General features: G+C 56.5%; 19 protein-coding genes. 11 read left to right on the plus strand and 8 right to left on the minus strand.

Features of this window, described 5'->3' with window-relative positions; translation table 11 throughout:
• The first annotated feature begins 10 nt into the window (after positions 1-10).
• Positions 11-427 (plus strand): MaoC family dehydratase, encoded by a 417-nt coding sequence (locus tag QZ516_RS01330; RefSeq protein ID WP_297185128.1) that lies wholly within the window; start codon positions 11-13, stop codon positions 425-427.
• 39 nt (positions 428-466) lie between these two features.
• On the opposite strand, the gene QZ516_RS01335 is transcribed toward QZ516_RS01330, so the two are convergent.
• Positions 467-1,486: a helix-turn-helix domain-containing protein gene (locus QZ516_RS01335; protein WP_297185131.1), complete on the minus strand. Its 1,020-nt coding sequence runs from the start codon at positions 1,484-1,486 to the stop codon at positions 467-469.
• A gap of 89 nt (positions 1,487-1,575) precedes the next feature.
• Between QZ516_RS01335 and QZ516_RS01340 the strand changes: the two genes are divergently transcribed.
• From QZ516_RS01340 to QZ516_RS01350, 3 genes are all read left to right on the plus strand, one after another.
• The gene (locus QZ516_RS01340; RefSeq protein WP_297185135.1) at positions 1,576-3,477 is read left to right on the plus strand and encodes a beta-ketoacyl synthase; all 1,902 of its coding nucleotides are present in this window, start codon (positions 1,576-1,578) and stop codon (positions 3,475-3,477) included.
• 303 nt (positions 3,478-3,780) lie between these two features.
• The gene (gene speA / locus QZ516_RS01345; protein WP_297185137.1) at positions 3,781-5,700 is read left to right on the plus strand and encodes a biosynthetic arginine decarboxylase; all 1,920 of its coding nucleotides are present in this window, start codon (positions 3,781-3,783) and stop codon (positions 5,698-5,700) included.
• Positions 5,701-5,783: 83 nt separating this feature from the next.
• On the plus strand, positions 5,784-7,001 hold the full coding sequence (locus QZ516_RS01350) for a saccharopine dehydrogenase family protein (protein WP_297185535.1): 1,218 nt from the start codon (positions 5,784-5,786) through the stop codon (positions 6,999-7,001).
• On the opposite strand, the gene QZ516_RS01355 is transcribed toward QZ516_RS01350, so the two are convergent.
• Together QZ516_RS01355 and QZ516_RS01360 are read right to left on the minus strand one after the other, a co-directional pair.
• Positions 6,989-10,474 carry an EAL domain-containing protein gene (locus tag QZ516_RS01355; RefSeq protein ID WP_297185140.1) on the minus strand — a complete coding sequence of 1,162 codons (3,486 nt, stop codon included), beginning with the start codon at positions 10,472-10,474 and terminating at the stop codon, positions 6,989-6,991. The genes QZ516_RS01350 and QZ516_RS01355 overlap by 13 nt on opposite strands.
• Positions 10,471-12,588, minus strand: a complete 2,118-nt coding sequence (locus tag QZ516_RS01360) for an MASE1 domain-containing protein (protein ID WP_297185143.1) — start codon at positions 12,586-12,588, stop codon at positions 10,471-10,473. The genes QZ516_RS01355 and QZ516_RS01360 overlap by 4 nt, the downstream gene beginning before the upstream one ends.
• 371 nt (positions 12,589-12,959) lie before the next feature.
• Here QZ516_RS01360 and nspC point away from each other — a divergent pair, with 371 nt between their 5' ends.
• Both nspC and QZ516_RS01370 read left to right on the plus strand, forming a co-directional pair.
• Positions 12,960-14,129, plus strand: a complete 1,170-nt coding sequence (gene nspC, locus QZ516_RS01365) for a carboxynorspermidine decarboxylase (RefSeq protein ID WP_297185537.1) — start codon at positions 12,960-12,962, stop codon at positions 14,127-14,129.
• A gap of 152 nt (positions 14,130-14,281) precedes the next feature.
• Positions 14,282-14,569: a ferritin-like domain-containing protein gene (locus QZ516_RS01370; protein ID WP_297185146.1), complete on the plus strand. Its 288-nt coding sequence runs from the start codon at positions 14,282-14,284 to the stop codon at positions 14,567-14,569.
• A 69-nt stretch (positions 14,570-14,638) separates the two neighbouring features.
• Here QZ516_RS01370 and ubiD read toward each other — a convergent pair whose 3' ends face one another.
• Entirely contained in the window at positions 14,639-16,111 is a 1,473-nt protein-coding gene (ubiD, locus tag QZ516_RS01375; RefSeq protein ID WP_297185149.1) for a 4-hydroxy-3-polyprenylbenzoate decarboxylase, read from the minus strand.
• Between the two features lie 123 nt (positions 16,112-16,234).
• Here ubiD and QZ516_RS01380 point away from each other — a divergent pair, with 123 nt between their 5' ends.
• Both QZ516_RS01380 and QZ516_RS01385 read left to right on the plus strand, forming a co-directional pair.
• Positions 16,235-16,594 (plus strand): DUF2784 domain-containing protein, encoded by a 360-nt coding sequence (locus QZ516_RS01380; RefSeq protein ID WP_297185151.1) that lies wholly within the window; start codon positions 16,235-16,237, stop codon positions 16,592-16,594.
• A gap of 2 nt (positions 16,595-16,596) precedes the next feature.
• Positions 16,597-17,043: a potassium channel family protein gene (locus QZ516_RS01385; protein ID WP_297185153.1), complete on the plus strand. Its 447-nt coding sequence runs from the start codon at positions 16,597-16,599 to the stop codon at positions 17,041-17,043.
• An 11-nt stretch (positions 17,044-17,054) separates the two neighbouring features.
• On the opposite strand, the gene purU is transcribed toward QZ516_RS01385, so the two are convergent.
• From purU to QZ516_RS01400, 3 genes are all read right to left on the minus strand, one after another.
• Positions 17,055-17,912 (minus strand): formyltetrahydrofolate deformylase, encoded by an 858-nt coding sequence (gene purU / locus QZ516_RS01390; protein WP_297185155.1) that lies wholly within the window; start codon positions 17,910-17,912, stop codon positions 17,055-17,057.
• A gap of 119 nt (positions 17,913-18,031) precedes the next feature.
• On the minus strand, positions 18,032-18,568 hold the full coding sequence (locus QZ516_RS01395; RefSeq protein ID WP_297185158.1) for an isochorismatase family protein: 537 nt from the start codon (positions 18,566-18,568) through the stop codon (positions 18,032-18,034).
• Positions 18,562-19,233 carry a TetR/AcrR family transcriptional regulator gene (locus QZ516_RS01400; protein ID WP_297185161.1) on the minus strand — a complete coding sequence of 224 codons (672 nt, stop codon included), beginning with the start codon at positions 19,231-19,233 and terminating at the stop codon, positions 18,562-18,564. The genes QZ516_RS01395 and QZ516_RS01400 overlap by 7 nt, the downstream gene beginning before the upstream one ends.
• A gap of 83 nt (positions 19,234-19,316) precedes the next feature.
• On the opposite strand from QZ516_RS01400, the gene QZ516_RS01405 reads away from it, so the two are divergent.
• From QZ516_RS01405 to trpE, 3 genes are all read left to right on the plus strand, one after another.
• A complete protein-coding gene (locus tag QZ516_RS01405) occupies positions 19,317-20,837 on the plus strand; it encodes a 4-hydroxyphenylacetate 3-hydroxylase N-terminal domain-containing protein (RefSeq protein WP_297185164.1) in 1,521 nt (506 codons plus the stop codon).
• A 125-nt stretch (positions 20,838-20,962) separates the two neighbouring features.
• Complete coding sequence (rpe, locus tag QZ516_RS01410; RefSeq protein ID WP_297185166.1) at positions 20,963-21,625, plus strand: ribulose-phosphate 3-epimerase; 663 nt, start codon at positions 20,963-20,965, stop codon at positions 21,623-21,625.
• A gap of 218 nt (positions 21,626-21,843) precedes the next feature.
• Positions 21,844-23,310, plus strand: a complete 1,467-nt coding sequence (trpE, locus tag QZ516_RS01415; RefSeq protein WP_297185169.1) for an anthranilate synthase component I — start codon at positions 21,844-21,846, stop codon at positions 23,308-23,310.
• 54 nt (positions 23,311-23,364) lie between these two features.
• On the opposite strand, the gene QZ516_RS01420 is transcribed toward trpE, so the two are convergent.
• Positions 23,365-24,432, minus strand: coding sequence for an ArsO family NAD(P)H-dependent flavin-containing monooxygenase (locus QZ516_RS01420; RefSeq protein ID WP_297185171.1), 1,068 nt, complete (start codon positions 24,430-24,432; stop codon positions 23,365-23,367).
• Positions 24,433-24,516: the final 84 nt, after the last annotated feature.

Raw genomic sequence — 24,516 nt, forward strand, 5'->3', positions numbered from 1 at the left:
GAATATTTTCATGACACAACCAATGAGTGGTCAGTCTGACTGGTTTGAAATTACTCAGGCCCAGATCAACCAGTTTGCCGATGCGACCCACGACCATCAGTACCTGCACGTGGATCAGCAGCGAGCCGCAGAAGGACCGTTCGGTAAAACCATTGCCCATGGCTTCCTCTATCTCTCCATGGTGCCCCACATGATGTTGGACGACTTGCTGGCCATTATTGGCGATGCGACAGTGATCAACTATGGGGTCAATGGCCTGCGTTTTATTTCGCCGGTGCCGGTCGACAGCCGCATTCGTCTCAACTGGCAGGTGCTGTCCGACGAGCCGAAAGGCAAAAATCGGCTGTTGACGGTGGAGATTGGCATAGAGATCCAGGGCGTTGAAAAGCCCGCCATGGCCGCTGAATGGTTGCTCTATATTCTATGATGTCAGTCTGATTCCAGGCCGGGGCGTCGTACCGTTCAGTCAATGTGCGGTAAACAGTTTGCCGCGCACGGTCTCGCGGTATTTCATCGGCGATGTGCCAAATTGGCGATGAAATATTTTGCTGAAGGCTGCGGCATCCTGGTAACCGGAGTGAGCAGCTACTTCGGCGACAGACAGGTTGGATTTCTGCAGTAACTCCCTGGCATTGTTGAGTCTGGTGCGCTGCAGGTATTTCAGGGGCGTCTGGCCCAGCGCGTTTTTAAAGCGGCGGTCAAAGGTGCGCATACTGAAACCGAACTGTTTTGCCACGTCGCCAATCCTGATGGGCTTGCTGAAATTATCCTCAAACCAGATTTGTGCCTGCACCACCTGCTCATCGGGGTGGTGCTCCACATTGTCAGAGAAGTAGCTGGTGGGCTCGAAGGAGCTGCGAATTTCATGAAAGAAGTTGCGCTCTACCTGTGTGGCCGCCTGGCGACCGTACAGCCTCGCCACCAGGTGTACCATCAACTCCGCCATGGCGTTGACGCTGGCAGCGCAGTAGAGATTGCCGGCCTGGGTAATGAAGTACTGTCTCTTCAGGGCTACCAGTGGGTAGTCGCGCTGGAACTGATCAAAATAATGCCAGTGGGTGGTGGCGGGTTGCTGATCCAGCAGGCCCGCCTCTGCCAGAAAACAGACGCCCGTGCCCACTGCGATGACGGTGGCGCCCTCGCTCACCTGGTGTTGTAACCAGGGGATATAGTCGCGGTATTTTTTCAGGGCAGGCCGTGGGTTCCGCCACAGTGCGGGCAGGCTGATAATGTCGCAGCGGTCTATCTCGTCAATCGTTGCCGAGGGGCTGATGGCGAAGCCCGAGGGCGAGGTAATTGGCTGATCATCAATGGACAGGGTGGTCGCAACAATACTGCGGGTGTTGTTGGGGTTGGCTGCCCGGTCGGCAGCCTCGGCAGTGCGCAGCATTTCCACCGGCAAGGTAGCACTGGTCGTCAGCAAATTGTTGTAAAGCAAAGTGCAAACCCGCAGTGGTGGTGGTTGATTAATCGGTTCTTTGGCCATAATGGACAAATATATGGCTATAACAAACAAAAATCAACCGGGGATGCCTGATAGACTGCGTCTATAAATTCAACTGGATGCAGCGCAACATGCAAGCTTTACCCGTTATTGTCGGTTTTGGTGGCTACAATGCCGCCGGACGCAGCTCTTCACACCAGGGTTTTCGCCGAACGGTAGTTGAGTCCCTGCCCCCCGTTGAACGCAATAAAACACTGGTGGGCCTGGCCTGTCTTATGGGTCTGGTGAAGTGGGATGGCAGTTCGTACCGTGACAAAGCCGGACAATCCTATGATGCGGCCGCCGTGGCCTCGACCTTTGCTGACCAGGTCATGGCTGGAACCCTGATCCGCCGCCTGGAAAACACCATCTACAATCCTGATGAAGTCACTGGTCACAAGCGTGTACAAATGCAGCAACACGATGAGGGTGGTGTGCGATTTACCCTGAGTCGCAGGGATATGCCGGCGCAGATTCCCGAGCATTGGAACGTACGCCCGCTTGAGGGCGGCAGTTTTGAAATCCATTCCCGTGATACCGGAGAATTTCTGGTGCCGGTGCAGACCGAGCAGCTGGCCAAGGCGGCCGGCCAGTTACCCTCCGGTTTTGATCCCGCAGCCCAGTACAGTTCGAGATTTCATCCGCGAGGGTTGCAACTGGCATTGCTGGGCGCCAGCGATGCGATTCACTCCGTCGGTGTCCCCTGGGAGCAGATAGTCGCCGCTGTTCACCCGGACGAAATTGGTGTCTATGGCTCCAGTGTGTTTGGACAGCTGGCGCCGGAAGGTTTTGGCGGATTATTACAGAGCCGTTTGCGCAGTGAACGAACTTCCTCCAAACAGCTGGCCCTGGGACTCAATACCATGCCGGCAGATTTTATAAATGCCTATGTGCTGGGCAGTGTGGGGCATACCGAGGCGATTACGGGAGCCTGCGCCTCCTTTCTTTACGTGCTACAGGCGGCTGTGCGGGATATCCGCAGTGGTCGGCGTCGTGTTGCGGTGGTGGGCAATGCCGAAGCCAGTCTGACACCTGAGATATTTGAAGGCTTTACCAATATGGGGGCGCTGGGCACCGACGAGGGACTTTGCAAACTCGATGGTTCCAGTCTGCCGGATTGGCGGCGAGCCAGTCGACCTTTTGGTGAAAACTGTGGTTTCACCCTGGCGGAGGGGACCCAGTTTGTGGTGTTGATGGACGACGCGCTGGCCGTGGAGTTGGGTGCCGATATTCACGGAGCCGTGCCCGAGGTCTTTATCAATGCCGATGGTCTGAAGAAATCCATCTCCGCCCCCGGTGCCGGCAACTACGTATCGTTTGCCAAGGCTGTCGCATCGGCAGTGGCAATCCTCGGTGAGGACACGGTTAAGCACAACAGCTTTATTCACGCCCACGGCTCCAGCACCCCTGCCAACCGCGTTACCGAATCAGAAATTTTCAATCGGGTCGCCGCCGCTTTCGGAATCAGTGACTGGCCGGTGGCGGCAGTGAAGGCCTATGTAGGCCATACGATAGCTTCCGCCAGTGGCGATCAGTTGATGTCGGCGCTGGGCACGTTCAAATACCAGTTGATTCCGGGTATTAAAACAATTGATCGGGTTGCTGCCGATGTCTGCCAAACCCATACTTCGTTTCCTTTGCAGGACCGGGATGTCAGGGAGCGGGGCATGGATCTGGCGCTGATAAACTCCAAGGGTTTTGGTGGCAATAATGCAACTGCCGTGGTCGTATCCCCCCGCAAGGTCGAGGATATGTTGAGCCGTCGTTATGGTGCGGCAATGGCTGATTACCGTTTGCGCCTTGAGCAGACCCGCCAGCGGGCAGCGGACTATGAGTTGCGGGCAGATCGGGCAGAGCTTGATGTCATTTACCGGTTTGGTGAACAGGTCATCGATGACAGGGCCATTCAGTTCAGCCGTGATGGGCTGACCATGCCGGGTTTTGGCAACGCAGTGGTATTCGACAAGTCAAACCCCTGGGCAGATATGAGCTAATGGCGTGTTTGCCGGTTGTCACGCTCGGTGGATAACGTGCTCGTGCCCCCGACAAAAAGTTCGTTCGGAATTTAAAGTCGTCTCCTTTAGAATGGCCTTTTCTCGCGGTACTTTTCTCGTGAAAGTGGCGCCAGCCAGCGCGGCTGGGTAGGGGCTCGTAACGGTGTGTTTGCCTGGCGGGTCTGCCGGCGCCATTGGTACCGTGCTTCAATGTTCTGCCAGAGGGTAGCCGGAATTGAAGTTGACATATTCTGGTTATGTTCGGCGGTTATACAGAATTATAAATATGTCGGAGTGGTTATCTTGAATGATCATCAAGGCCAGAGCTGGTCCATTGTGGATTCGGCGAGTCTCTATGGCGTCAACGACTGGGGTGCCGGGTACTTTGGCCTTTCAGAAAAGGGTGAAATAACGGTTATTGCACCTCACAACGGGCGCTCTCACCAAATTTCCCTGCTCGACATTGTCGCTGGTCTGGAACAGCGCGGCCACGCCATGCCGGTGCTGTTGCGGATTGAAAATCTGCTCGACCAGCGAATCACCTATCTCAACGAAAGTTTTGCTGATGCCATCCGCCAAATGGATTACCAGGGCGAGTACCGCGGTGTCTTTCCCATCAAGGTCAATCAGCAGTGTCATGTGGTGGAAGAGATTGCCAAATTTGGCAGCCAGTATCATCACGGCCTCGAGGCGGGCAGCAAGGCGGAACTGATTATCGCCATGTCACATCTGCAGGATCGTGAGGCCTGTATCATTTGTAACGGTTACAAGGATGCCGAATTTATTCAGCTTGGCCTGCATGCCAGAAAACTGGGCCTGAAGTGTTTCTTTGTGATCGAGACCCCCTCCGAGCTGGGTATTATTCTGGAGCAGAGCAAACGCCTCGGTATTGAGCCGTTGATCGGCGTGCGCCTGAAACTGGCTGCCAAGGTTGAGGGCCACTGGTTTGAAGACAGCGGTGACCGCTCACTGTTCGGCCTCACCGTGACGCAGTTGGTGGATGTGCTGGATCGGTTGCGCGAAGCGGATATGCTGCACTGCCTGCAACTGATGCACTATCACATCGGCTCGCAGATCCCGAATATTCGCAATATCCGCGACGGTGTTCAGGAAGCCTGTCGCTACTATGTGGACCTGGTAAAAGAGGGCGCCCCGCTGGGTCATCTCGATCTGGGCGGCGGTCTGGCGGTGGATTACACCGGTGCCAGTACCAACGAAACCCACAGCAAGAACTACTCCCTGGAGGAGTACTGCGTCGATATCGTGGAAACCATTACCGAGGCGCTCAACAACAGCGATATCCCGCACCCCACCCTGATTACCGAGTCGGGACGGGCCACAGTGGCCTACTCTTCGGTACTGCTGTTCAATATTCTCGATGTGAGTTACTTCAAGTCCAACGGTATTCCCGATCAGCTGCCAGAGGACTGTACTGAATCGCTCGATAATCTCTGGGCAACCCTGCAGTCGCTGAATGACACCAATCTTCAGGAGTGTTGTAACGATGCGGCCCACTACCGGGAGGATATGCGTCGCATGTTCCGTCAGGGTCAGGTGCAACTGCGCGAACTCGCCCTGGCGGAAAACCTGTACCTGGAAGTGTTACAGCGCACCCGCCTGCTGTTGCCCTCGCTGCGCCGCATTCCGCCAGAGCTGGCCAATCTGGATGAGGCGCTGGCGGACATTTATTACGGTAATTTCAGCCTGTTCCAGTCCCTGCCGGATTCCTGGGCAATCGACCAGATTTTTCCGGTGATGCCAATCCATCGACTGGATGAAGCACCTACTAACAAAGCGATCATTGCCGACCTGACCTGTGACTCCGACGGCAAACTCGATCTGTTTGCCAATGCCGACGGCGAAACCCGCACCCTGCCGCTGCATGACCTCAAAGAGGGCGAAGAGTATTACCTCGGTGTGTTTCTGGTGGGTGCCTATCAGGAAACCCTGGGGGATCTGCACAACCTGTTCGGCGATACCCATGTGGTGAGCGTTCGCATTGATGGCGAGGGACAGTTTGAATTTGTTGAGGAAATTCAGGGTGATACCATCGGCGATGTGCTCAGTTACGTGGAATACAACCCCAAGGAGTTGTATGAAAAATTTCGTATCTGTGCCGAGACCGCCGTGCGTTCTGGCAGTATCAGCGTGGCCGAGCGCCAACGGATGTTAAAGACTTTCAGTAACAGCCTGAATGGCTACACCTATTTTGAGCGGGACTGATTTGAGCCCGACTGATCGTGGCGTGAAGCCAATCCGTTTTCGCAAAAAGAGTTGGTTCGCATTAAAGATAATCTGTCTGTGGGCTGACGAAGAAAAAGGTTGAGGAGTTAAGCATGGCAAAAGTACTTATTATCGGTGCCGGTGGGGTCGGCGGCGTCGTGACCCACAAGTGCGCCCAGTTGCCGGAGGTCTTTGAGGAGATAGTCCTCGCCAGTCGCACCGAAGCGAAATGTCGGCACATTGCCTCGCAGCTCGACCGGCCTATCGAGACCGCGCAGGTGGATGCGGACAATGTGCCGGAACTGGTGGCGCTGATCAATCGCGCCAAACCGGATCTGGTGATCAATGTGGCGCTGCCCTACCAGGACCTGACCATTATGGATGCCTGTCTGGAAGCGGGCGTCAACTACCTGGATACCGCCAACTACGAACCACTGGATACCGCCAGGTTCGAGTACAGCTGGCAGTGGGCCTATCAGGACAAGTTCAAGCAGGCGGGCCTGATGGCGCTGCTCGGTTCAGGTTTTGATCCCGGCGCCACCAACGTGTTTACCGCCTATATTGCCAAACACTACTTCGACGAAATTCACACCCTGGACATCATTGATGTGAACGGTGGCGATCACGGCTATCCGTTTGCCACGAATTTCAATCCCGAAATCAATATCCGCGAAGTGACCGCCGAATGTCGCCACTGGGAAAATGGTGAATTCGTTACCACCCCGGCGATGTCCACCAAGCAGTCCTTCACCTGCCCGGAAGGGGTGGGCACCTACAACATCTACCGGATGTACCACGAAGAGCTGGAATCGCTGGTGAAAAACTTTCCCGGCCTGAAGCGCGCCCAGTTCTGGATGAGCTTTGGCGAGAGCTACCTGAAACACCTGGAGGTGCTGGGCAATGTCGGCATGACCGGCATCGAGCCGGTGGATTTCAACGGCCAGCAGATTGTGCCAATCCAGTTTCTCAAGCGCCTGCTGCCCGACCCGGCCAGCCTCGGTCCGCGCACCAAAGGCAGAACCTGTATCGGCTGCGTGGTCACCGGTATCAAGGACGGCCAGCCGAAAACCGTTTACCTCTACAACATCTGCGATCATCAGGCCTGCTATGCCGAGGTTCAATCCCAGGCGATCTCCTACACCACCGGGGTACCGGCGATGATCGGTGCCAAGATGATGCTGGAAGGCAAATGGTTGCAGCCGGGGGTATGGAATCTGGAACAGCTGGATCCCGATCCCTTTATGGCGGACATGAACAAATACGGGTTGCCCTGGACGGTAATTGAGGACTACCAACGCTGATTGCGAGGTTGAATCAATCGGTCGGCACCGACTTTTTCTCCCGAGGTTTCAGGGCAACTGCTGCGCTCTGGGTATTGTTTGCTCGCCAGTAAGTGGGCCTTAAAGGATTCCCCAGCCATGGGTTTGGCAAACAGGTAGCCCTGGGCATAGTCACAACCGGCGGCTGTCAGCAGATCCCGCTGGTCGCCGGTTTCCACCCCCTCGGCGATCACCTCTATGCCCAGCTTGTGGGCCATCACGATAATGGCCTCGCACAGTGCCAGGTCTTCACTGCCGGGCCGCAGGTTGCTGACAAAGGTCTTGTCAATTTTCAAATAATCAATATCAAATTTTTTCAGATAGGACAGTGACGAGTAACCGGTGCCAAAATCATCCAGGGCCACCTGAATACCGGCATCCCGAAAGGCCAGCAGCTGCTCGGTAACAATGGTGCGCTGTTCAAGCAGTAACCCCTCGGTAATTTCCAGCACCACCGCCTGCCCGGGCAGACCCAGATCAAACATTGACTCACGCCAAATCTGAAACACGGTTTTGCTGCGGTTATTCAGTTGCACCGGTGAGACATTCATGCTGATCTGGAATTCCGGATGGAAGTCCGCGCGCAGGGATTGTGACATCACCGCGACATCTTCAAACAGGCGGTCGCCAATCAGATGGATCAGGCCGGTTTCCTCGGCAATCGGGATAAAGGTATCCGGGCCGATCAAGCCTTCGATGGGGTGTTGCCAGCGCATCAAAGCTTCGGCCTTGTGAATGTCACCGGTTCGCAAATTGATGATGGGCTGATAGGCGACCCACAACTCGAGCTTTTCCAGCCCCATCCTGAGGTCGTTGACGATGCGCATCCGCTTGAGAGCGGATTCCTGCATGGAAGGGGTGAAGTATTGATAGCCGTTGCGCCCCTCCTTTTTGGCCGCATACATGGCCTGATCGGCATTTTTCAGCAGCCCCTCCAGTTCGCTGAGAATGATAATGAACTCATCACCACCGAGGCGGGCCACCGTATCGGTCTCACGGATACAGTGGCCAACTCTGCTGGCGGCTTCAACCAGTAGCTGATCGCCTTTTTCGTGGCCCAGCGTATCGTTGACTTCCTTGAAATGATCAAGGTCGATAAACAGCACGGCCATCGACAATGCCGAGCGATGAGCCTTTTTGATTTCCTGTCCCAGGCGATCGTAAAACATCCGGCGGTTGGGCAGCTCGGTTAACGGGTCAAAGTTGGCCTGTTCCCAGATAAGTTGCTCATTGGCTTTCTTTTCTGTGATATCGGAGAACTGTGCGACCCAGCGATGAACCGAGCCGTCGGAATTATGGACAGCATTGATGGAGAGCCATTCAGCGAAAATTTCGCCACTTTTTCGTTTGTTCCACAACTCCCCTTCCCAGTGCCCAGTGCTTTCCATGGTCTTCCACATCCGCGCATAAAAACTTGCCGAATGCCTGCCGGAGCGCAGGATACTGGGGTTTTGGCCAATAACATCCTGGGGGGAATAGCCGGTCATGGTGGTAAATGTATGGTTAACATCAATAATGGTGCCGGCCGCATCGGTGACCATCATGGCCTCATTGCTGTTCTGGTAGACCAGTCCGGCCAGCTTCAGGGCTTCCTCGTTTTCCTTGCGGCTATGAATGTCAGTGGTAATCCCGTGCCAGAGCGTACTGCCGTCGCTGAGCCTTTCCGGAATGGCATCGCAGAGTCGCCACTCGGTCACCTGTTCCGGCAACAGGACCCGGAATTCCGCGTGCAGTGGGCAGAGTTCTTCGGCTGAAATACGTATCTGGGTTCGCAGGCGGCTGACATCATCGGGATGAATGCGATCGAAAGCTGGGGAGGCATCCTCTGCCACGTCGGCGGCCTCCAGGCCGAGAATGTTTCTGATGGCCGGACTGCACCAGGGAATCGCACTGGTGCTGTCGGGAAACAGCTGAAACTGGAAGATCATGCCGGGTACCTGCGCGGCCAGTTTCATCAGCAGGTTATAGCTCTGCTGTTGCTTTTCGATGGCCTGCTTCCGCTGGGTAATATCCTGTACGGTACCCCTCAGCCGGGTGACACGGTGAAGATTGTTCCGGGCGGCCTTGGCGATGAAGCGCAGCCAGATAACCTGCTTTTCCCTGACGATGGAAAGCTCGAGGTCGACGGATTTCCCCTCATCGAGGCACCTTTCCAGCGACGCCTGCAGGGTGGTGCGATCGGCGTCCTCAAGCAGCGAATAGATTAGCGAAAAGCTGGGAGCGATGTTGTTTGCAATGCCGAAATTTTCACAGGTTTGCTGGGTCCACTGCATAATTTCCGAATCGCAGTCGTATTCCCAGCCACCCACCAGGGCGATGCGACTGACTTCATTGAGCGCCCTTTCGTTCTCCCGAAGCGCCTGTTCGGCAGCCTGGTGATCTTCCAGCACACCCAGCAATGCCAGTCGCGCCTGGGTTGATTCATGGAGCAGTCGGCTCGTCTCGCGATGGGCGGTTTCAAGGCCCTGTTCAAATTCTTTCCTCGGATTGATATTGGTGAGGGTGGCCAGCATGCGGGACGGGCCGCCTCTCTGATCCCAGGCAACCAGCCTGCTGAGTGATGCGACCCAGATCCAGTTATCGGCATTATCCCGGATGCGAAACTCCTGATAGAGCTCGCCGGGTTGTTTGCCCGCACTGTTATTCAGGTAGTGCCGAAAGCTATCCAGCGCGTGCTGCCGATCATCGGGGTGGATGCAGGAGAGGGCACCGCTGAGTGTTTCATGGGATTGGTCGAGACTGCGTCCCAGAATCTGGTTGTAGCCCTCGTTGACAACCAGTCTGCCGCTCTGCAGATCAATGTCCACCAGGCCCAGTCCCGCTGCAGCCAACGCCAGCCGGAGTCGTTCTTCATTTTCTTCCAGGCGGTTGGCACCCTGTTCCTGTTGCAGCCGCTTTACCATCAGCAGACCCAAGAGTACGGTCGCGATCGGATAAATCAGCATTACCGGAAGCGTGATGCTCGCCAGTACCGCAATTGCCCGATCACCGGGCAGGGTCAGCATCAGTGCCAGCATGAGGATATGCGCCACAATGCCAAGACTGTACAGCTCTGACCATCCCAGGGTGGCCAGTGAACTGCCCCTGACGTGTCGCCACAGCAGCCCCAGTGTGCCGCAGGCGAGAATCACCGCGATGCCAGTTTCGGCACCGGCCCCGCCCTGATAAAGCCGGAAGAGCGAAGCGATGGTCATGGTAATGATCGTCGGCAGGGTGCCAAAAAACAGGCCCGTCAGCGTAATCAGCACCGAACGGGTGTCAAAGTGGATGCCCGGCGTAAAGCTAAAGGGCGACAGCATCAGGGCAACAGTGATCGCACCCATGATCAGGCCAACCACAATATGGTTGAGGGATGGCCTGATGGGTGGGTGCAACGATCGGCTCATGTCATAAAGCAGCACCACCGCGAGTAACAGGGCCGTATTTTGCAGGAGTGGCAGGAAGGCCTCGCTCATAGTATTTCGCCCCGGTCATCGTAGCGAGGCGCTTTGCCCATCTTTGTAAGCAGCTGATTAACCTCGCGTTTTAGCTCAAGTGTGCGGGATTCTCTGCCAAGTGTGGCTTTCTGCCAGCGGCGCAACTCGTCGAGTCGCTGCTGGAGGCCGGCCTCAAGTTCTCGCTGTGAGGTGACGTCCCGGGCAATTCGGGTGGCACCGATGATGGTGCCGTCGTTGTTGATTATGGGGTTATAGCTCACCTCAAATACCCTGACCTGGCCGCCCAGGGTGACTTTTTTACTGGTTTTGACAGACGCCCCGGCCAGGGCTTTTTTGATATTACTGCGAATATCACTGGCATACTCCATGTCGACACCGGCTTTGGGTAGAACACTATCGATAAGCTGGCCTATCTTTGGTGTTATCTCGAACACTTGCTGAACGAATTCAGCGTAGGCCGGGTTGAATGCCGTAAGTTTGAATGCGGTATCCACGGCGACGACCTGGTCACCGGCACTTTCAATAATTGCATTCAGTAATTCCCTGCTGTTATGCATGGTCTGGTGCTGTTGAAAACTCAGCAATTGGTAGGCCCGGCTGCTGAGCACAGCGAAAGAAACCAGCAACCCCGCCAGCAGAGAGAAACCGATAAAACTCCAGCGCACCGCATGGCTGATGGCGTCTTTCCCCACCGCCATATCCAGTCGCCATATCTGGTCAGCCACGCGGATACTATGGCTCCAGCTGGGATGGGCACCGGCTGGCAGTTCCCCGGCAATCAGGGTTTTGCTGCCGCTATCCGAAAAGCCGGTAATCTGATAATGCAATTGGTTTTCCCGGGCGGCGAGATCCAGTGGCAGAAACAGCTGCCTGAAATCAATAATACCGACCACAAAGCCCATTACCGAACCTTTCCGGTTAGGCAGTGCCCCCGCCGCTGGCTCAAACACAGGGAGAAACAAAACCAGAACGCCGGTGAGAGAGGGGTGTAGATCGACGATCCGGGCAGTTGCCTCCCCCGAGCGAATGGCGGTGTTGATTGCCCGGCGGCGATCATCGAACTGGCCGTGATCAAGGCCCACCGGGTTGAATTCAGCGCCTTCTGAAAGGGCGCTGAATTGCACCGGATAATAGTCGCCCCCTGCCGGTGCGCTGATTTTTTGCCAATCCTTATCTACGGTGCTGATGGCGAATTCGGTGTGCTGCTTGCGCATTTCGGTTTCAAATACCTGTCGTTGATTGGCAGTAACCCTCGGCGCCCAGTCCACCCGGTTAATGTGTGGCCGGTTTGAAATATGGCTGCTGAAGCGATGAAACTCATCCTTGGTTATCTGCTCACTTGCCGAGAAAAAGGATTCCACTGCATACAGCGGCGAAATTTTCTCGTTCAGTGTCAGGAAACTCAGGTCTGCGAGTGTCTGGACCTGCCGGGACAGGTTGGCCTCGGCCTCTGCCAGCTCCAGACGCGACAGGGTGAGGCTGCCGGCCACTAAAAGTATCGTGGTCATCAGCAGTGGCAACACAAACCGGTAGCGCGGCCTGGCGCCGGGTTGGCTGTTGGGCCAGAGCAACAGCACCAGGGGGGCAAACAGCACCACCCCGATGGCATCGCCCGCCCACCAGACTAACCACTGCTGGGCCACATCCTCGGCAGGCAGTATGCCCAGCAGGTAGCGGGAGGAGGCGCCAATAGTCGGTGACATAAGGCAGGCCAGGGGGCCTGCCGAGAACAGAAAGTGCCACTCTCGACCGGGTATAACTGATAGCACCTGGCGGTCAAGGTAAGCTCTTGCCAGGGTTGCGCCGAGCAGTGCCTGTACCGTTACGCCTGCGGCATAGCTGCAGGCGGCGATCATCCCTGCTGCGGTCGGCGCCAGCATCGGGTCTGACAGAAAAGCGCCCAGTAATACGCCGGGCCAGAGGCGCCGCCCGCCGATTAGCAATGCGGCAACGGCCAGCCCGGCGGGCAGCCAGATAGGAGAGGCGGGCCCAGAGGACAGATGAATGAGCAGTGATGCCTTGGCCGTGATGAAGTAAAGCAACGCCATGGCGGCGCTGTGGCCGACCCATTGAATTGACCGGACGGGTGTCGTCGGTTGAGGTTGGGAACCCCCACTGCGTTGATCACTCATTCCTGATTCAGTGGTATGCATTGTGAAGAATCTTGCCGATAGGCTGTAGTCCGTAAAAAACAAAGAAAAAGTCAGCGTCAGCAGACTGAATCGTCATCAAAACACAGTTTAGCAGTACCCGTATGGTTATATGGAATAGATTTATTGACCTGCGGGCATGGTGACAGCCCCGGCGGTAAACTGGCCGTAAATCGATGATCGGGTGGACCGTGGCTGTTGTGTTTGTCGTCGGCAGTTTTATCGGTTTTTAAAGACGTATAATGACGCGCTACGGGGCGGTCCCCGGGTGATGGTACCCGGAGGTGAAAGCCGGATGACGGTTTGTGTCGAACACAGGAGTTTGATTTTTGACAGGTAATAACGGAACAGTATTGGCTGCAGAAAACGCGCTGGAAACATTTGACCCCGTTCGGGTGCCTTCGCCCTGTTTTGTGGTGGATGAGCAGGCGGTGGAGCGAAATCTTAAAATTCTGCATCGGGTACAGGAAGAAAGTGGTGCCAGAGTGCTGGCGGCGTTGAAAGCCTTTTCACTTTGGCGATTGGCGCCGCTGGTGGCCAAATACCTGTCCGGTACCTGTGCCAGTGGCCTGCACGAGGCAAGGCTCGGCCGCGAGGAGTACGGCGGCGAGGTGCATGTGTTTTCGGCGGCCTACACGGAGGAGGATCTGCGGGAAATCCTCAAGCTGGCCGACCATGTGGTGTTCAACTCCTTCAGCCAATGGCAGCGTTTTCAGCCGCTGGTGCAGGAAGCCAAAAAAGCCCGCCCCGGTTTGCGCTTTGGCCTGCGTATCAACCCCCAGCACTCCGAGGGCGATGTGCCCATTTATGATCCCTGTGCCCCTTGTTCTCGACTGGGTATTCCCCTGTCACAGTTTGAAGGGCAATCCCTGGAGGGTATTACCGGGCTGCATTTTCATACCCTCTGTGAACAGGATGTGGAACCCCTGAAGCGGACCTTGATGGCGGTGGAGGAGAAATTCGGGCACCTGCTGCCGCAGATGGAGTGGGTTAACTTTGGCGGCGGCCATCACATTACCGAGCCGGGTTATCAGGTGGATGAGTTGATTGCGCTGATCAGGGATTTCAGCGCCCGCTACCAGGTGCAGGTATTTCTCGAGCCCGGCGAAGCGGTCGCTATTCACACCGGAGTGCTGGTCACCGAGGTGCTGGATCTGGCCTGGAATGACATGGCCCAGGCAATCCTCGATACCTCTGCCACCTGCCATATGCCGGATATCTTGGAGATGCCCTATCGTCCCAGGGTCATCGGTGCCGGCTTGCCCGGTGAATTTGCCCACAGCTATCGGCTTGGCGGTATGACCTGCCTGGCGGGAGATGTGGTTGGCGATTACAGCTTTGCAGCACCTCTCGAAGTGGGGCAGCGACTGATGTTTGATGATATGAGCCATTACACCATGGTCAAAACGACGACCTTCAATGGCATCAATTTGCCCTCGATTGCCCTGTGGAACCCGGAAACCGACCAGTTGCGGGTGATTCGTCAATTTGGTTATGAGGATTTCAGGCAACGCCTGAGTTGATCGGGCGTATTATGGTGGCAGGCTGCAGAGCAGGGCTTCCCGGAAATCGCCCCCACTATTTGATTTAGTTGCCAGCAGTCGCTAGATTGATTGTCGGCCACACGGATTAATCACAGAAATCGTTTAATCAGACATACACAGGAGACGCCAATATGGCCAATGAAGGTTACCACGAACCCATTAATGAATTGACCGACAAAACGCGGGATATGCACCGGGCCATCACCTCATTGATGGAGGAGCTGGAGGCTGTTGACTGGTACAACCAGCGAGTGGATGCCTGTAAGGATCCCGAGCTGAGAGCCATTCTGGCCCACAATCGCGATGAGGAGAAAGAGCACGCCGCGATGGTGCTGGAATGGATTCGCCGTCAGGATCCGGCCTTTGATCACGAGCTGAAAGATTACCTGTTTACTGAAAAAACCATTGCTCACCAGTAAGTTAAGTTCTGATGGGTGAGTGTTGGAAGAGAGGCGTTGCGATTATCTCTTCCAACGCTCAGACCAGGATCAATCCCCCTCGATCCCCAAAGAGGCCCAGATCTCGTCGACTCTGTTTTTGACATCGGGGTCCATGGTGATGGGTCGACCCCACTCGCGGTGGGTCTCGCCGGGAAACTTGTTGGTGGCATCGAAACCGATTTTTGAGCCAAGCCCCGAAACCGGTGATGCGAAATCCAGGTAATCGATAGGGGTGTTGTCGATAATCACCGTATCCCGTCGCGGGTCCATCCGGGTTGTCATCGCCCAGATGACATCCTGCCAGTCCCTCGCATTGATATCGTCATCGGTGACCACTACAAATTTGGTGTACATGAACTGCCGCAAAAATGACCATACCCCCATCATCACGCGTTTGGCATGGCCCGGGTATTGTTTCTTCATGGTGACCACGGCCATCCGGTAGGAGCAGCCCTCCGGCGGCAGATAAAAGTCGACAATTTCCGGAAACTGTTTTTTCAGAATGGGCACGAACACCTCGTTCAGTGCCACGCCGAGAATGGCCGGCTCATCCGGCGGTCTGCCGGTGTAAGTGCTGTGATAGATGGGGTCGCGGCGATGGGTGATGCGCGCCACGGTGAACACCGGAAACCGGTCCACTTCATTGTAGTAACCGGTGTGGTCGCCAAAGGGTCCCTCATCGGCCATTTCATCGGGATAGAGATAACCCTCGAGAATGAATTCCGCGCTGGCGGGGACCTGAAGGTTGCTGCCCAGGCATTTGACCACGCGGGTTTTCTCACCGCGCAGCAGTCCGGCAAACGCGTATTCGGACAGGGTATCCGGCACCGGTGTGACAGCGCCGAGAATGGTCGCCGGGTCCGCGCCCAGGGCGACGGCTACCGGGAAGGGTTCCCCCGGATGCGCCAGTTGCCAGTCGCGGAAGTCCAGCGCGCCGCCGCGGTGGGACAGCCAGCGCATGATCAACTTGTTTTTGCCGATTACCTGCTGCCGGTAGATGCCGAGATTCTGGCGCTCTTTTTCCGGTCCCCTGGTAATCACCAGGGGCCAGGTGATCAGTGGGCCTGCATCCCCGGGCCAGCAGGTCTGGATGGGCAGTTTGCCGAGATCCACCTCGGCGCCGTCAATAATGACTTCCTGGCAGGGTGCATTTTTCACCACCTTGGCGGGCATATTGAGGATGGGTTTGAATTTATGGCGCTTCTCCCAGAGATCCCTAACGCCTTTTGGCGGTTCCGGTTCCCGCAGAAAGGCCAGCAGTTCGCCGACCTCGCGCAGGGCGGCGACATTCTCCTGGCCCATACCCATGGCGACCCGTTCCGGTGTGCCAAACAGGTTGCCCAGCACCGGGATATCAAAGCCCCTGGGATTTTCGAATAACAGGGCGGGGCCGCCAGCCCGCAGGGTTCGGTCACAGATTTCGGTCATTTCCAGATAGGGATCGATTTCTGCGGAGATGCGCTTAAGCTCACCGCGTTGTTCCAGAAACTGAATGAATTCTCGCAGGTCGGTATATTTCATAAGTGTGCCTGAACAATAACTCCGGCAAGTGTTACGACAACGGTTGGCGAATGCAATCACTGTAATGCCATGCGGCCCCTCGGGGTAGATGCAATACCCGGTTGTTGGCGTTACATTAACGCTATGGCCTACTTTTTTCTGATTTTAATTGTGGCACTGGTGCATTTCGGTTTCGTACTGTTTGTGATCGCCGGCGGTTTACTGGCTTTCCAGTGGCCCACCATACTCTGGTGGCACCTGGCCGGGGCGCTGTATGGCATCGCGATTATGCTGGTGGGTTGGCGTTGTCCACTCACCAGGCTGGAGGCCTGGCTGCGTGAGCGGCGCGGCGAGCGACTGGTAACCCAGTGGGAGTTTCTGCGCCACTATGTCTGGTCCCATGTCGGCCTGCGTGGCAACGAGTGGTTTATTACGGTGGTATTGATGATGGCGATGGTGTTGTTCAACTACCGGGCATATCGGTTTGTCATCGTGGGGAGTTAGGGTTGATAGAATTTGCCGGGGTTTTTGGATTCAACTCGATCGTGGTCGCTCTGGCCGTCCTCATTCACTATGAGGTGTTATCGCGTCTGGCGACCGTTTTGCCAATGCTGGATATCCGGCCACGGTTGCGGGTTCTGGTGGCAATCTTTGCAGCCTTTATTGCCCATGTGGCGGAAATATGGACTTTTGCTCTGGCGTTCTATCTGTTGCTGCAAGTGGGGGGCAGCACTTTGGCCGGCAACTTTGACGGTTCCCTGCTGGACTGTATTTATTTCTCTTTCAGTAACTACACGTCGCTCGGCTATGGTGACATCGAGCCATTTGGCCATATCCGCTTCCTGGCGGTACTGGAAGCCCTTATCGGTCTGATTATGATCGGCTGGACGGCCTCTTTCATGTATATCGAAATGCAGAAATTCTGGATGACGGGCAAAAATGGTCGCCGATGACACAGGCGGGACTATTCAAAAACGATGGTTTTGTTGCCGTGCAATAACACGCGATCCTCAAGGTGATAACGCAGGCCTTTGGCCAGCACATTTTTTTCCACATCCTTGCCCTTGCGCACCAGATCCGGAACGCTGTCGTGATGGCTGATGCGGACCACATCCTGCTCGATAATCGGGCCGGCATCCAGGTCGCTGGTCACATAGTGACAGGTGGCGCCGATCAGTTTCACACCTCTTTCTGCCGCCTGGTGGTAAGGTTTTGCCCCGACAAAGGCCGGCAGAAAACTGTGGTGGATATTGATGATCTGTCCCGGGTAAGTGGCGCACAGTTCCGGCGGCAGGATTTGCATGTAGCGGGCCAGCACAATCACATCCGCCCTGCTCTGGGCAATTTGCGTTGCCACCTCCGCGAAGTGGGCAGTCTTGTCATTCTGGTCCACGGGGGCATGGTGGTAGGGAATATTATGCCAGTTCACATAACTGCGCAGTTCATCATGGTTAGAGATCACACAGGGGATATCAAACTGCATTTCACCGCTGCGCCAGCGGTACAAAAGGTCAGACAGGCAGTGGGCCTGGGTGCTGGCCATTAACACTACCCGTTTTGGCTTGCTGGTATCCGTCAGCCGCCATTGCATGTCGTATTGCTCTGCCAGCGGCGCGAAGCGCGCAGTGAGCTCCTCCGGGCCATAGGACAGCGAATCGGCGGCAATTACCTGGCGCATAAAGAACCAGTTGGTGTCGGGGTCCCGATAGTAGTTTGCCTCGGTCAGCAGGCCACCCTCGTTGGCGAGGAATGAGCTCACGGTGGCCACCAGACCAACGCGGTCCGGACAGGATACGATCAGACGAAAACTGTGCGTGTTCATGGGGGCTTCAGACTGGCTTCAAGGAGACCGAACTGTCTCATATTTACGGTTGAATTTCACCCGTCACGCCAAAAAGGCGCGGGTCCTGGGATTGCTGTTCCCCGGTCGGCTTTCCCCGATTATTTCAGCGGTTGCAACAGGTCGCGAAACCGGGGGTGCTCGGCGCTTCCCAGCCATTCAAAGATCACCATTTCGGTGGTGACGATTTCTGTGCCGTGGCGGGCCAGCCTGGCAATGGCGGCCTCGCGATCATGCGGTTTTCGGGAGCCGATAGCATCGCTCACCAGATAGACATTTTTGCCCGCCTCCCTGAGTCCGAGTGCGGTCTGCAGGACACAGACATGGCTTTCACAGCCACCGATCACCCATTGCCGGCGGTCCCCGGCCAGTGCCAGCAGTTGCCCGGTTTTAACCGCATCAAAGGTCATCTTTTCCAGAACCGTTTCTCCCTCACGGGCTGCCAAAACCGGTGTTGTGGCACCAAGGCCCCGGGGATACTGTTCGGTGTAAACGACGGGTATATCGAGAGTTCTGGCCGATTGAATGAGTCGTTCGAGGTTGCTGACGACCTGCCCACCCTGATTGATGGCGGGTAACAGCCGGCTCTGCATATCAATGACCAGCAGCAGGGATTGCGTCGGGTCAACTGTCAGCATGGCATTTCTCCATCAATTCGGGTGGCCAGTGTGTCGGAAAAACTGGCCATCATCTGCTCGGCGCTGGCATTGAAAATCCTGATGCGACCGGTATGTGCCAGCAACAGCAAACCGGTGGCATAGGCGAAGACGCTGGCCGTTATTTCGTTGGCATGGGCTGTGCTGACACCCATGGCCATGGCGGCATCCGTGATGGGTTGCAGGCTGGATTGCAACTGTCGGTTGAGTTCGGCATCTCTCTCCCGGCCCAGCCCCTTGGGCTTCATGCCGCCGCGGAACAGGTAAAAGCCCAGATCGAGATCGCCGGGGTTGTTTCGATAGTAATTAAAAAACGCCATGGCGGAGGCCTTGAGTCGCTGCACGGGCGTGTCGATCTGGTGGATGGCGGCCGCAATGTCGGCATTCAGCGTCGCTAGCGATTGGCCCAGCAGTTCCGCATAGACCGCTTCTTTCGAATCGAAGTGAAAATAAAGCGCGGCGGGGGTGTATCCGGCCTCTTTGGCGATAGCACGCAAACTCGCTCCTTCTAGGCCCTCTGCCTCGAAAACCCGCCGGGCCGCCTGCAGAATGATGTCCCGTTTCTGCGCACTGCTGGCTGACGGGCGCTTGCCTTTGGCAATTTGGTGAGGCCCGATGATAGGTTGCTTGGTCGATGAGGTTGGCATGACAGGTGGGTCCGGCTTGGTTTGACAGAAAAATTTTAACAGTGTTAGATTGTGTCCGCAAAGAAACACTTGAGGGTTTTCCCATGCTGATGACGGCAGCTGAGTATCGTGAGTCCCTGCGGCGCTATCAACCCAGGGTGTTTATCAATGGCAGACAGGTGGACAGTGTGGCGGATGAACCGCTCCTGGCCCCTGGCATCGCGGCTGTGGGGGTGACCTATGACTTTGCCTGTCATCCCGGCCACGCGGCATTGCTGACGGCAACCCAGGACACTTCCGGAAAACAGGTCAACCGGATGTTGCATATCAATGAAAGTTCCACCGACCTGCTGCACAAGCTGGAGGCCGTCAGGCTGGTTTGCGCCGAATCCGGTTGTGCCCAGCGCTACCTGTCCCAGGACGGTCTGAATGCGCTGTTTCAGTCGACTCAATTGACGGACGCCAATCACGGGACCGATTACCATCCGCGTTTTCTCGACTACCTGCACGATGTTCAGGCGCGCGACCTCACCCTGGGCGTTGCCATGACCGATGCCAAAGGCGACCGGTCCCTGCGACCGGGACAGCAGGAAAACCCGGATACCTATGTGCATATTGTGGAGCGCCGGGCGGACGGGATTGTCATCAGCGGCACCAAGGCGATTGTCACCGGTGCTCCCTATATGCATGAGTTTCTGGTCATGCCCTGCCGTACCCATACACCGGAAGATGCCGACTTTGCCGTGGCCTGTGCCGTGCCCGTGGATGCGCCGGGGATTACCATTGTGGCCCGGCCGGCAGGTCGGCCCGGTGAGAGCGCCGCAAAATTTTCGGCCAAATATGGCCAGTCGACCGGTGTGGTCATTTTTGACAGGGTCTTTGTGCCCCACGAGCGGGTGTTTCTCGCGGGTGAATACGAGGAGGGGGGGTTCCTGACCACCAGCTATGCCACCCACCACCGCCACTCCTGTATCGGTGCCCGGGCGGGGTTTGGTGATTTATTGATCGGCGCCGGTGCGCTGATTACCGAAGCCAATGGCCTGGATCCGGATCGCCACGGTCATATTCGCGACGCCATGGTGGAACTGATCACCATCACGGAAAGTTTTTTTGCCTGCGGCGTGGCCGCTTCGGTTTACTGCGTGCAGGATCCCGCAGGGGTGGCGATGCCGGACCCGGTCTTTTCCAATATCGGCAAGCTGCTGCTCGCCACCAAGATCTATGACATGCACAAGCTGGCGCACTATGTGTCCGGTGGCTTGATTGTCTCCCTGCCCGGCCCCGATGAGGATCACAACCCCGAAACCGCCGCATCGCTGGCCGCCGTCCTCGGTGGGCGACCGGATATTCCCGCCGCACAGCGTCTCGAAGTGGCCCGGTTTATCGAGGACCTGACGGCCTCCCATCAGGGCGGCTGGTACTCGGTCATCTCGCTGCATGGTGGCGGTTCGCCGGAGGCCATGAAACGCGAAATCTGGCGCAACTATCCCGTCTATGAAAAGCAGGACCTGGTGGAGCGGCTGCTGGATCGCGGCGTACTCGATGAGGGGAAACGCGTCTCGAGACAGCCCGGTCGCTGCTGCGTCAAGGGCTGCGAAGTGCCCGAGCCGCCGAAGGAGAAATAGCCCGCTCTTGCCGCGACAGAATCTTCCCGGGTCGCTGTGTATCGGATTGCGACGCCTGCTGTTCTGCGGCATAGTAACTCGCCATTGAATAGTAACTCGCCATTGATCAGTACACAGGCCTTGCCATGACAGATTATCTGATAGCGCCCTCCATTCTCTCGGCAGATTTTGCCCGCCTGGGGGAGGAGGTGGACGCGGTTCTCGAAGCGGGTGCCGATGTTGTTCATTTTGACGTGATGGACAACCATTATGTGCCGAATCTGACCATTGGCCCCATGGTTTGCAAGGCGTTGCGCCGCTACGGTATCCGTGCCCCGATCGATGTGCACCTGATGGTGGAACCGGTGGATCAGCTGATCGGTGACTTCGCCGAGGCCGGCGCCAGTTGGATCACCTTTCATCCAGAGGCGTCCAAACATGTGGATCGCTCGCTGCAGTTGATTCGCGATGCCGGTTGCAAGGCCGGGTTGGTGCTGAACCCGGCTACCAGTCTGGAGCCGGTGAAGTATGTGCTCGACAAGGTGGATATGTTGTTGCTGATGTCGGTCAATCCGGGCTTTGGTGGTCAGAAATTCATTCCCGCGACACTGGGTAAATTGCGTGAGGCGCGCGCGCTGATTGAAGCCAGTGGTCGCGATATCCGGCTGGAAGTTGACGGTGGGGTGACGGTCGACAATATCCGGGCGGTTGCCGATGCCGGTGCCGATACCTTTGTCGCCGGTTCGGCTATCTACGGTGCAGGGGATTACGCTGCGGCCATCGCCGCCATGCGGTCTGCATTGCGCTGAAACGCCGACGGCTTTGATGACTTTGCAGGTTCTGGTGAATCCATTAGAATGCGTCGTCTGACTGTTGGAGGGATCCGTGGCATCCGGTAAAGGCCAATCCTGTAATTCTGCTCACCTCAGCTGGCGATGGCGCAGTTGCTGAACCCCGCTGCCTGAAAAGCAGCATCCTATGCCCTATTGTCTGACATATCTGCGTCCAATGACGCAAGGGAATGACCATGACCCCGACAGAATTTGCCGCACTGGCCGAGCAGAATTACAACCGTATTCCAGTAACCCGCGAGGTACTGGCCGACTTAGAAACCCCCCTGTCCTGTTACCTTAAACTGGCCAGAGGCGCCTATTCCTACCTGTTTGAATCCGTTCAGGGCGGTGAGAAATGGGGGCGCTATTCGCTGATCGGCATGCCAGCCACCACCATTCTTAAAGTTTACGGCGATCAACTGACCATCGAGCGCGATGGTGAGCAGCTGGTCTCGCGAAACACAGATGATCCCCTTCGGGAAATCGAGGAATTCCAGAGCAGTTACCGGATGCCCGAACTGCCGCAGCTGCCCCGTTTTACCGGCGGGCTGGTGGGCTATTTTGGCTATGACACCGTTCGTTACATAGAACCAAGGCTGAAGAAGTCCGTACCACCGGATGCGCTGGGCACCCCGGATATCTTGCTGATGGTGTCCGACGAAGTGGTGATCTTCGACAACCTGCTGGGCAAGTTGATCCTGGTGGTACATGAAGATGCCTCGGAGCCGAATGCCTGGAATCTCGCCCAGGCCCGTCTGGATGAGCTCGAGGCCAAGCTGGCAAACCCCCTGCCGGAATTACCCCCTCTCAAAATACAGGGCAGTGGTCTGCAGGAATCGGCATTTGTATCGAGTTTTGGCGAGCAGAACTTCAAACAGGCGGTCAACAAAATCAAGGACTATGTGCTGGCCGGTGATGTGATGCAGGTGGTTCCTTCCCAGCGTCTTTCCATGGATTTTGAGGCGGAACCGCTCAATCTGTACCGCGCATTGCGCTGCCTGAATCCCTCGCCCTATCTCTATTATCTGGATATGGATGATTTCCAGATTGCCGGTTCATCGCCGGAAATCCTGGCGCGACTCGAGGATGGCGAGGTGACCGTGAGACCGATTGCCGGGACCCGGCGCCGCGGCCACACCCCGGAGGAAGACCGTGAGCTGGAAGCGGACATGCTCGCTGACCCCAAGGAAATTGCCGAGCACCTGATGCTGATTGATCTGGGCCGCAATGATGTGGGTCGTGTGGCGCAGACGGGGACGGTCAAACTGACCGAAAAAATGTCGGTGGAGCGTTACTCCCATGTCATGCATATCATCTCCAATGTCACCGCACAGGTCATACCGGGTACCACGGCTATTGATGTGCTTCGGGCGACACTGCCTGCGGGAACCCTGAGCGGTGCACCGAAAATTCGCGCCATGGAAATCATCGACGAACTGGAACCGGTCAAGCGCGGTGTTTACGGCGGCGCGGTGGGTTATATCGGCTGGAATGGCAATATGGATACCGCCATTGCCATCCGCACGGCGGTGATCAAGGACGGCAAGCTGTACGTGCAGGCCGGTGCCGGTATTGTGGCGGACTCGGTGCCGGAACTGGAGTGGAAGGAAACCATGAACAAGGCCCGGGCCATTTTCCGCGCGGCGGATCTGGTGATATGAGGAACTCGCTCATCATGCCGGTGGGCGACAACCGTACAGGATTGTCTGGGGCAATTACCCGGCCAAATCCTCCAAATACCGAACCAGCTTGGGGGTAATCTCCTTGGCGCTGCGGGCGGCGCCAATCAGCGTCGCGGAGCCGGGACTTGCCCAGTCACCATAGCCAAACAACCACAACCGGGGTTCTTTGTCCGCCTGGCCTGCTGTCACCTGAACCTGCCCGTTTTCTTCAATGACACCCAGCGGTTCTAGGTGATCGAGTGCTGGCCGGAAGCCGGTGCACCAGATGACGGCATCAATTGACTCTGCCGAGCCATCCGGCCACTTGACGCCCGTTTCGGTGAAACTGGCAAACGGCCTTTGGCTGTCAAGAATGCCCCTGTCCCGGGCCGCCTTCACGGGGGGCACCATGACAATGTCACCGATGCCACCCACGGCAGCACCTTCCGCATCTCCCCTGAGCCGGGCTGTGGCACGCTCAAACAGAACACGACCATCCACCTCATCGGGCAGAAATACCGGCTCTGACTGGGTTACCCAGGTGGCGTCCGCCACCTCTGCCACTTCGGCAAAAATCTGTGCGCCGGAATTGCCACCGCCGACCACCAGTACACGCTGGTCCCGGAAGTCATCGGGCGTTCGATAATCTGCGGAGTGAAGCTGTTTGCCCCGGTACTTTGCTTGCCCGGGATAGTCGGGAACATAAGGGTGACTCCAGGTGCCGGTGGCGCTGGCCACGGTGCGTGCACGCCACTGGTACTTGCCATCGGATACCCGCAGGCAATTGTTGTCCTCCTCTCGGGTTACGCTGTTGACCTGGTGGGGGCGATACACCGGTAGTGCGTAGTGCTGTTCATACCTGGCCAGGTAAGCCAGTACGTTGTTGCGATGGGGATAATCTTTCGTGTCGTCGTCTTGCTGCATCACAATGCCCGGTAGTGAGCTGTAGGCTGCCGGTGAGAAAAGCCGCAATGAATCCCAGGTATGCAGCCAGGCCCCTCCGGACCTGCCTTGATTGTCGAGAATAATGAAATCCAGTTTGGCTTTTTTCAGAAAATAGCCAACGGCGAGCGCCGCCTGACCGCCGCCAATGATCACAACGTCGAATACTTTTGTACCCATTCATACTCCTTTTGGTTGGTGACGCTCATCCCGCTCCCTGTTCCCCGGACAGTGTTCAGTAAAAGCGGACGACTCACACCGCAA

Source organism: uncultured Porticoccus sp. (genome assembly GCF_913061305.1).
Taxonomy (GTDB): Bacteria; Pseudomonadota; Gammaproteobacteria; order Pseudomonadales; family Porticoccaceae; genus Porticoccus.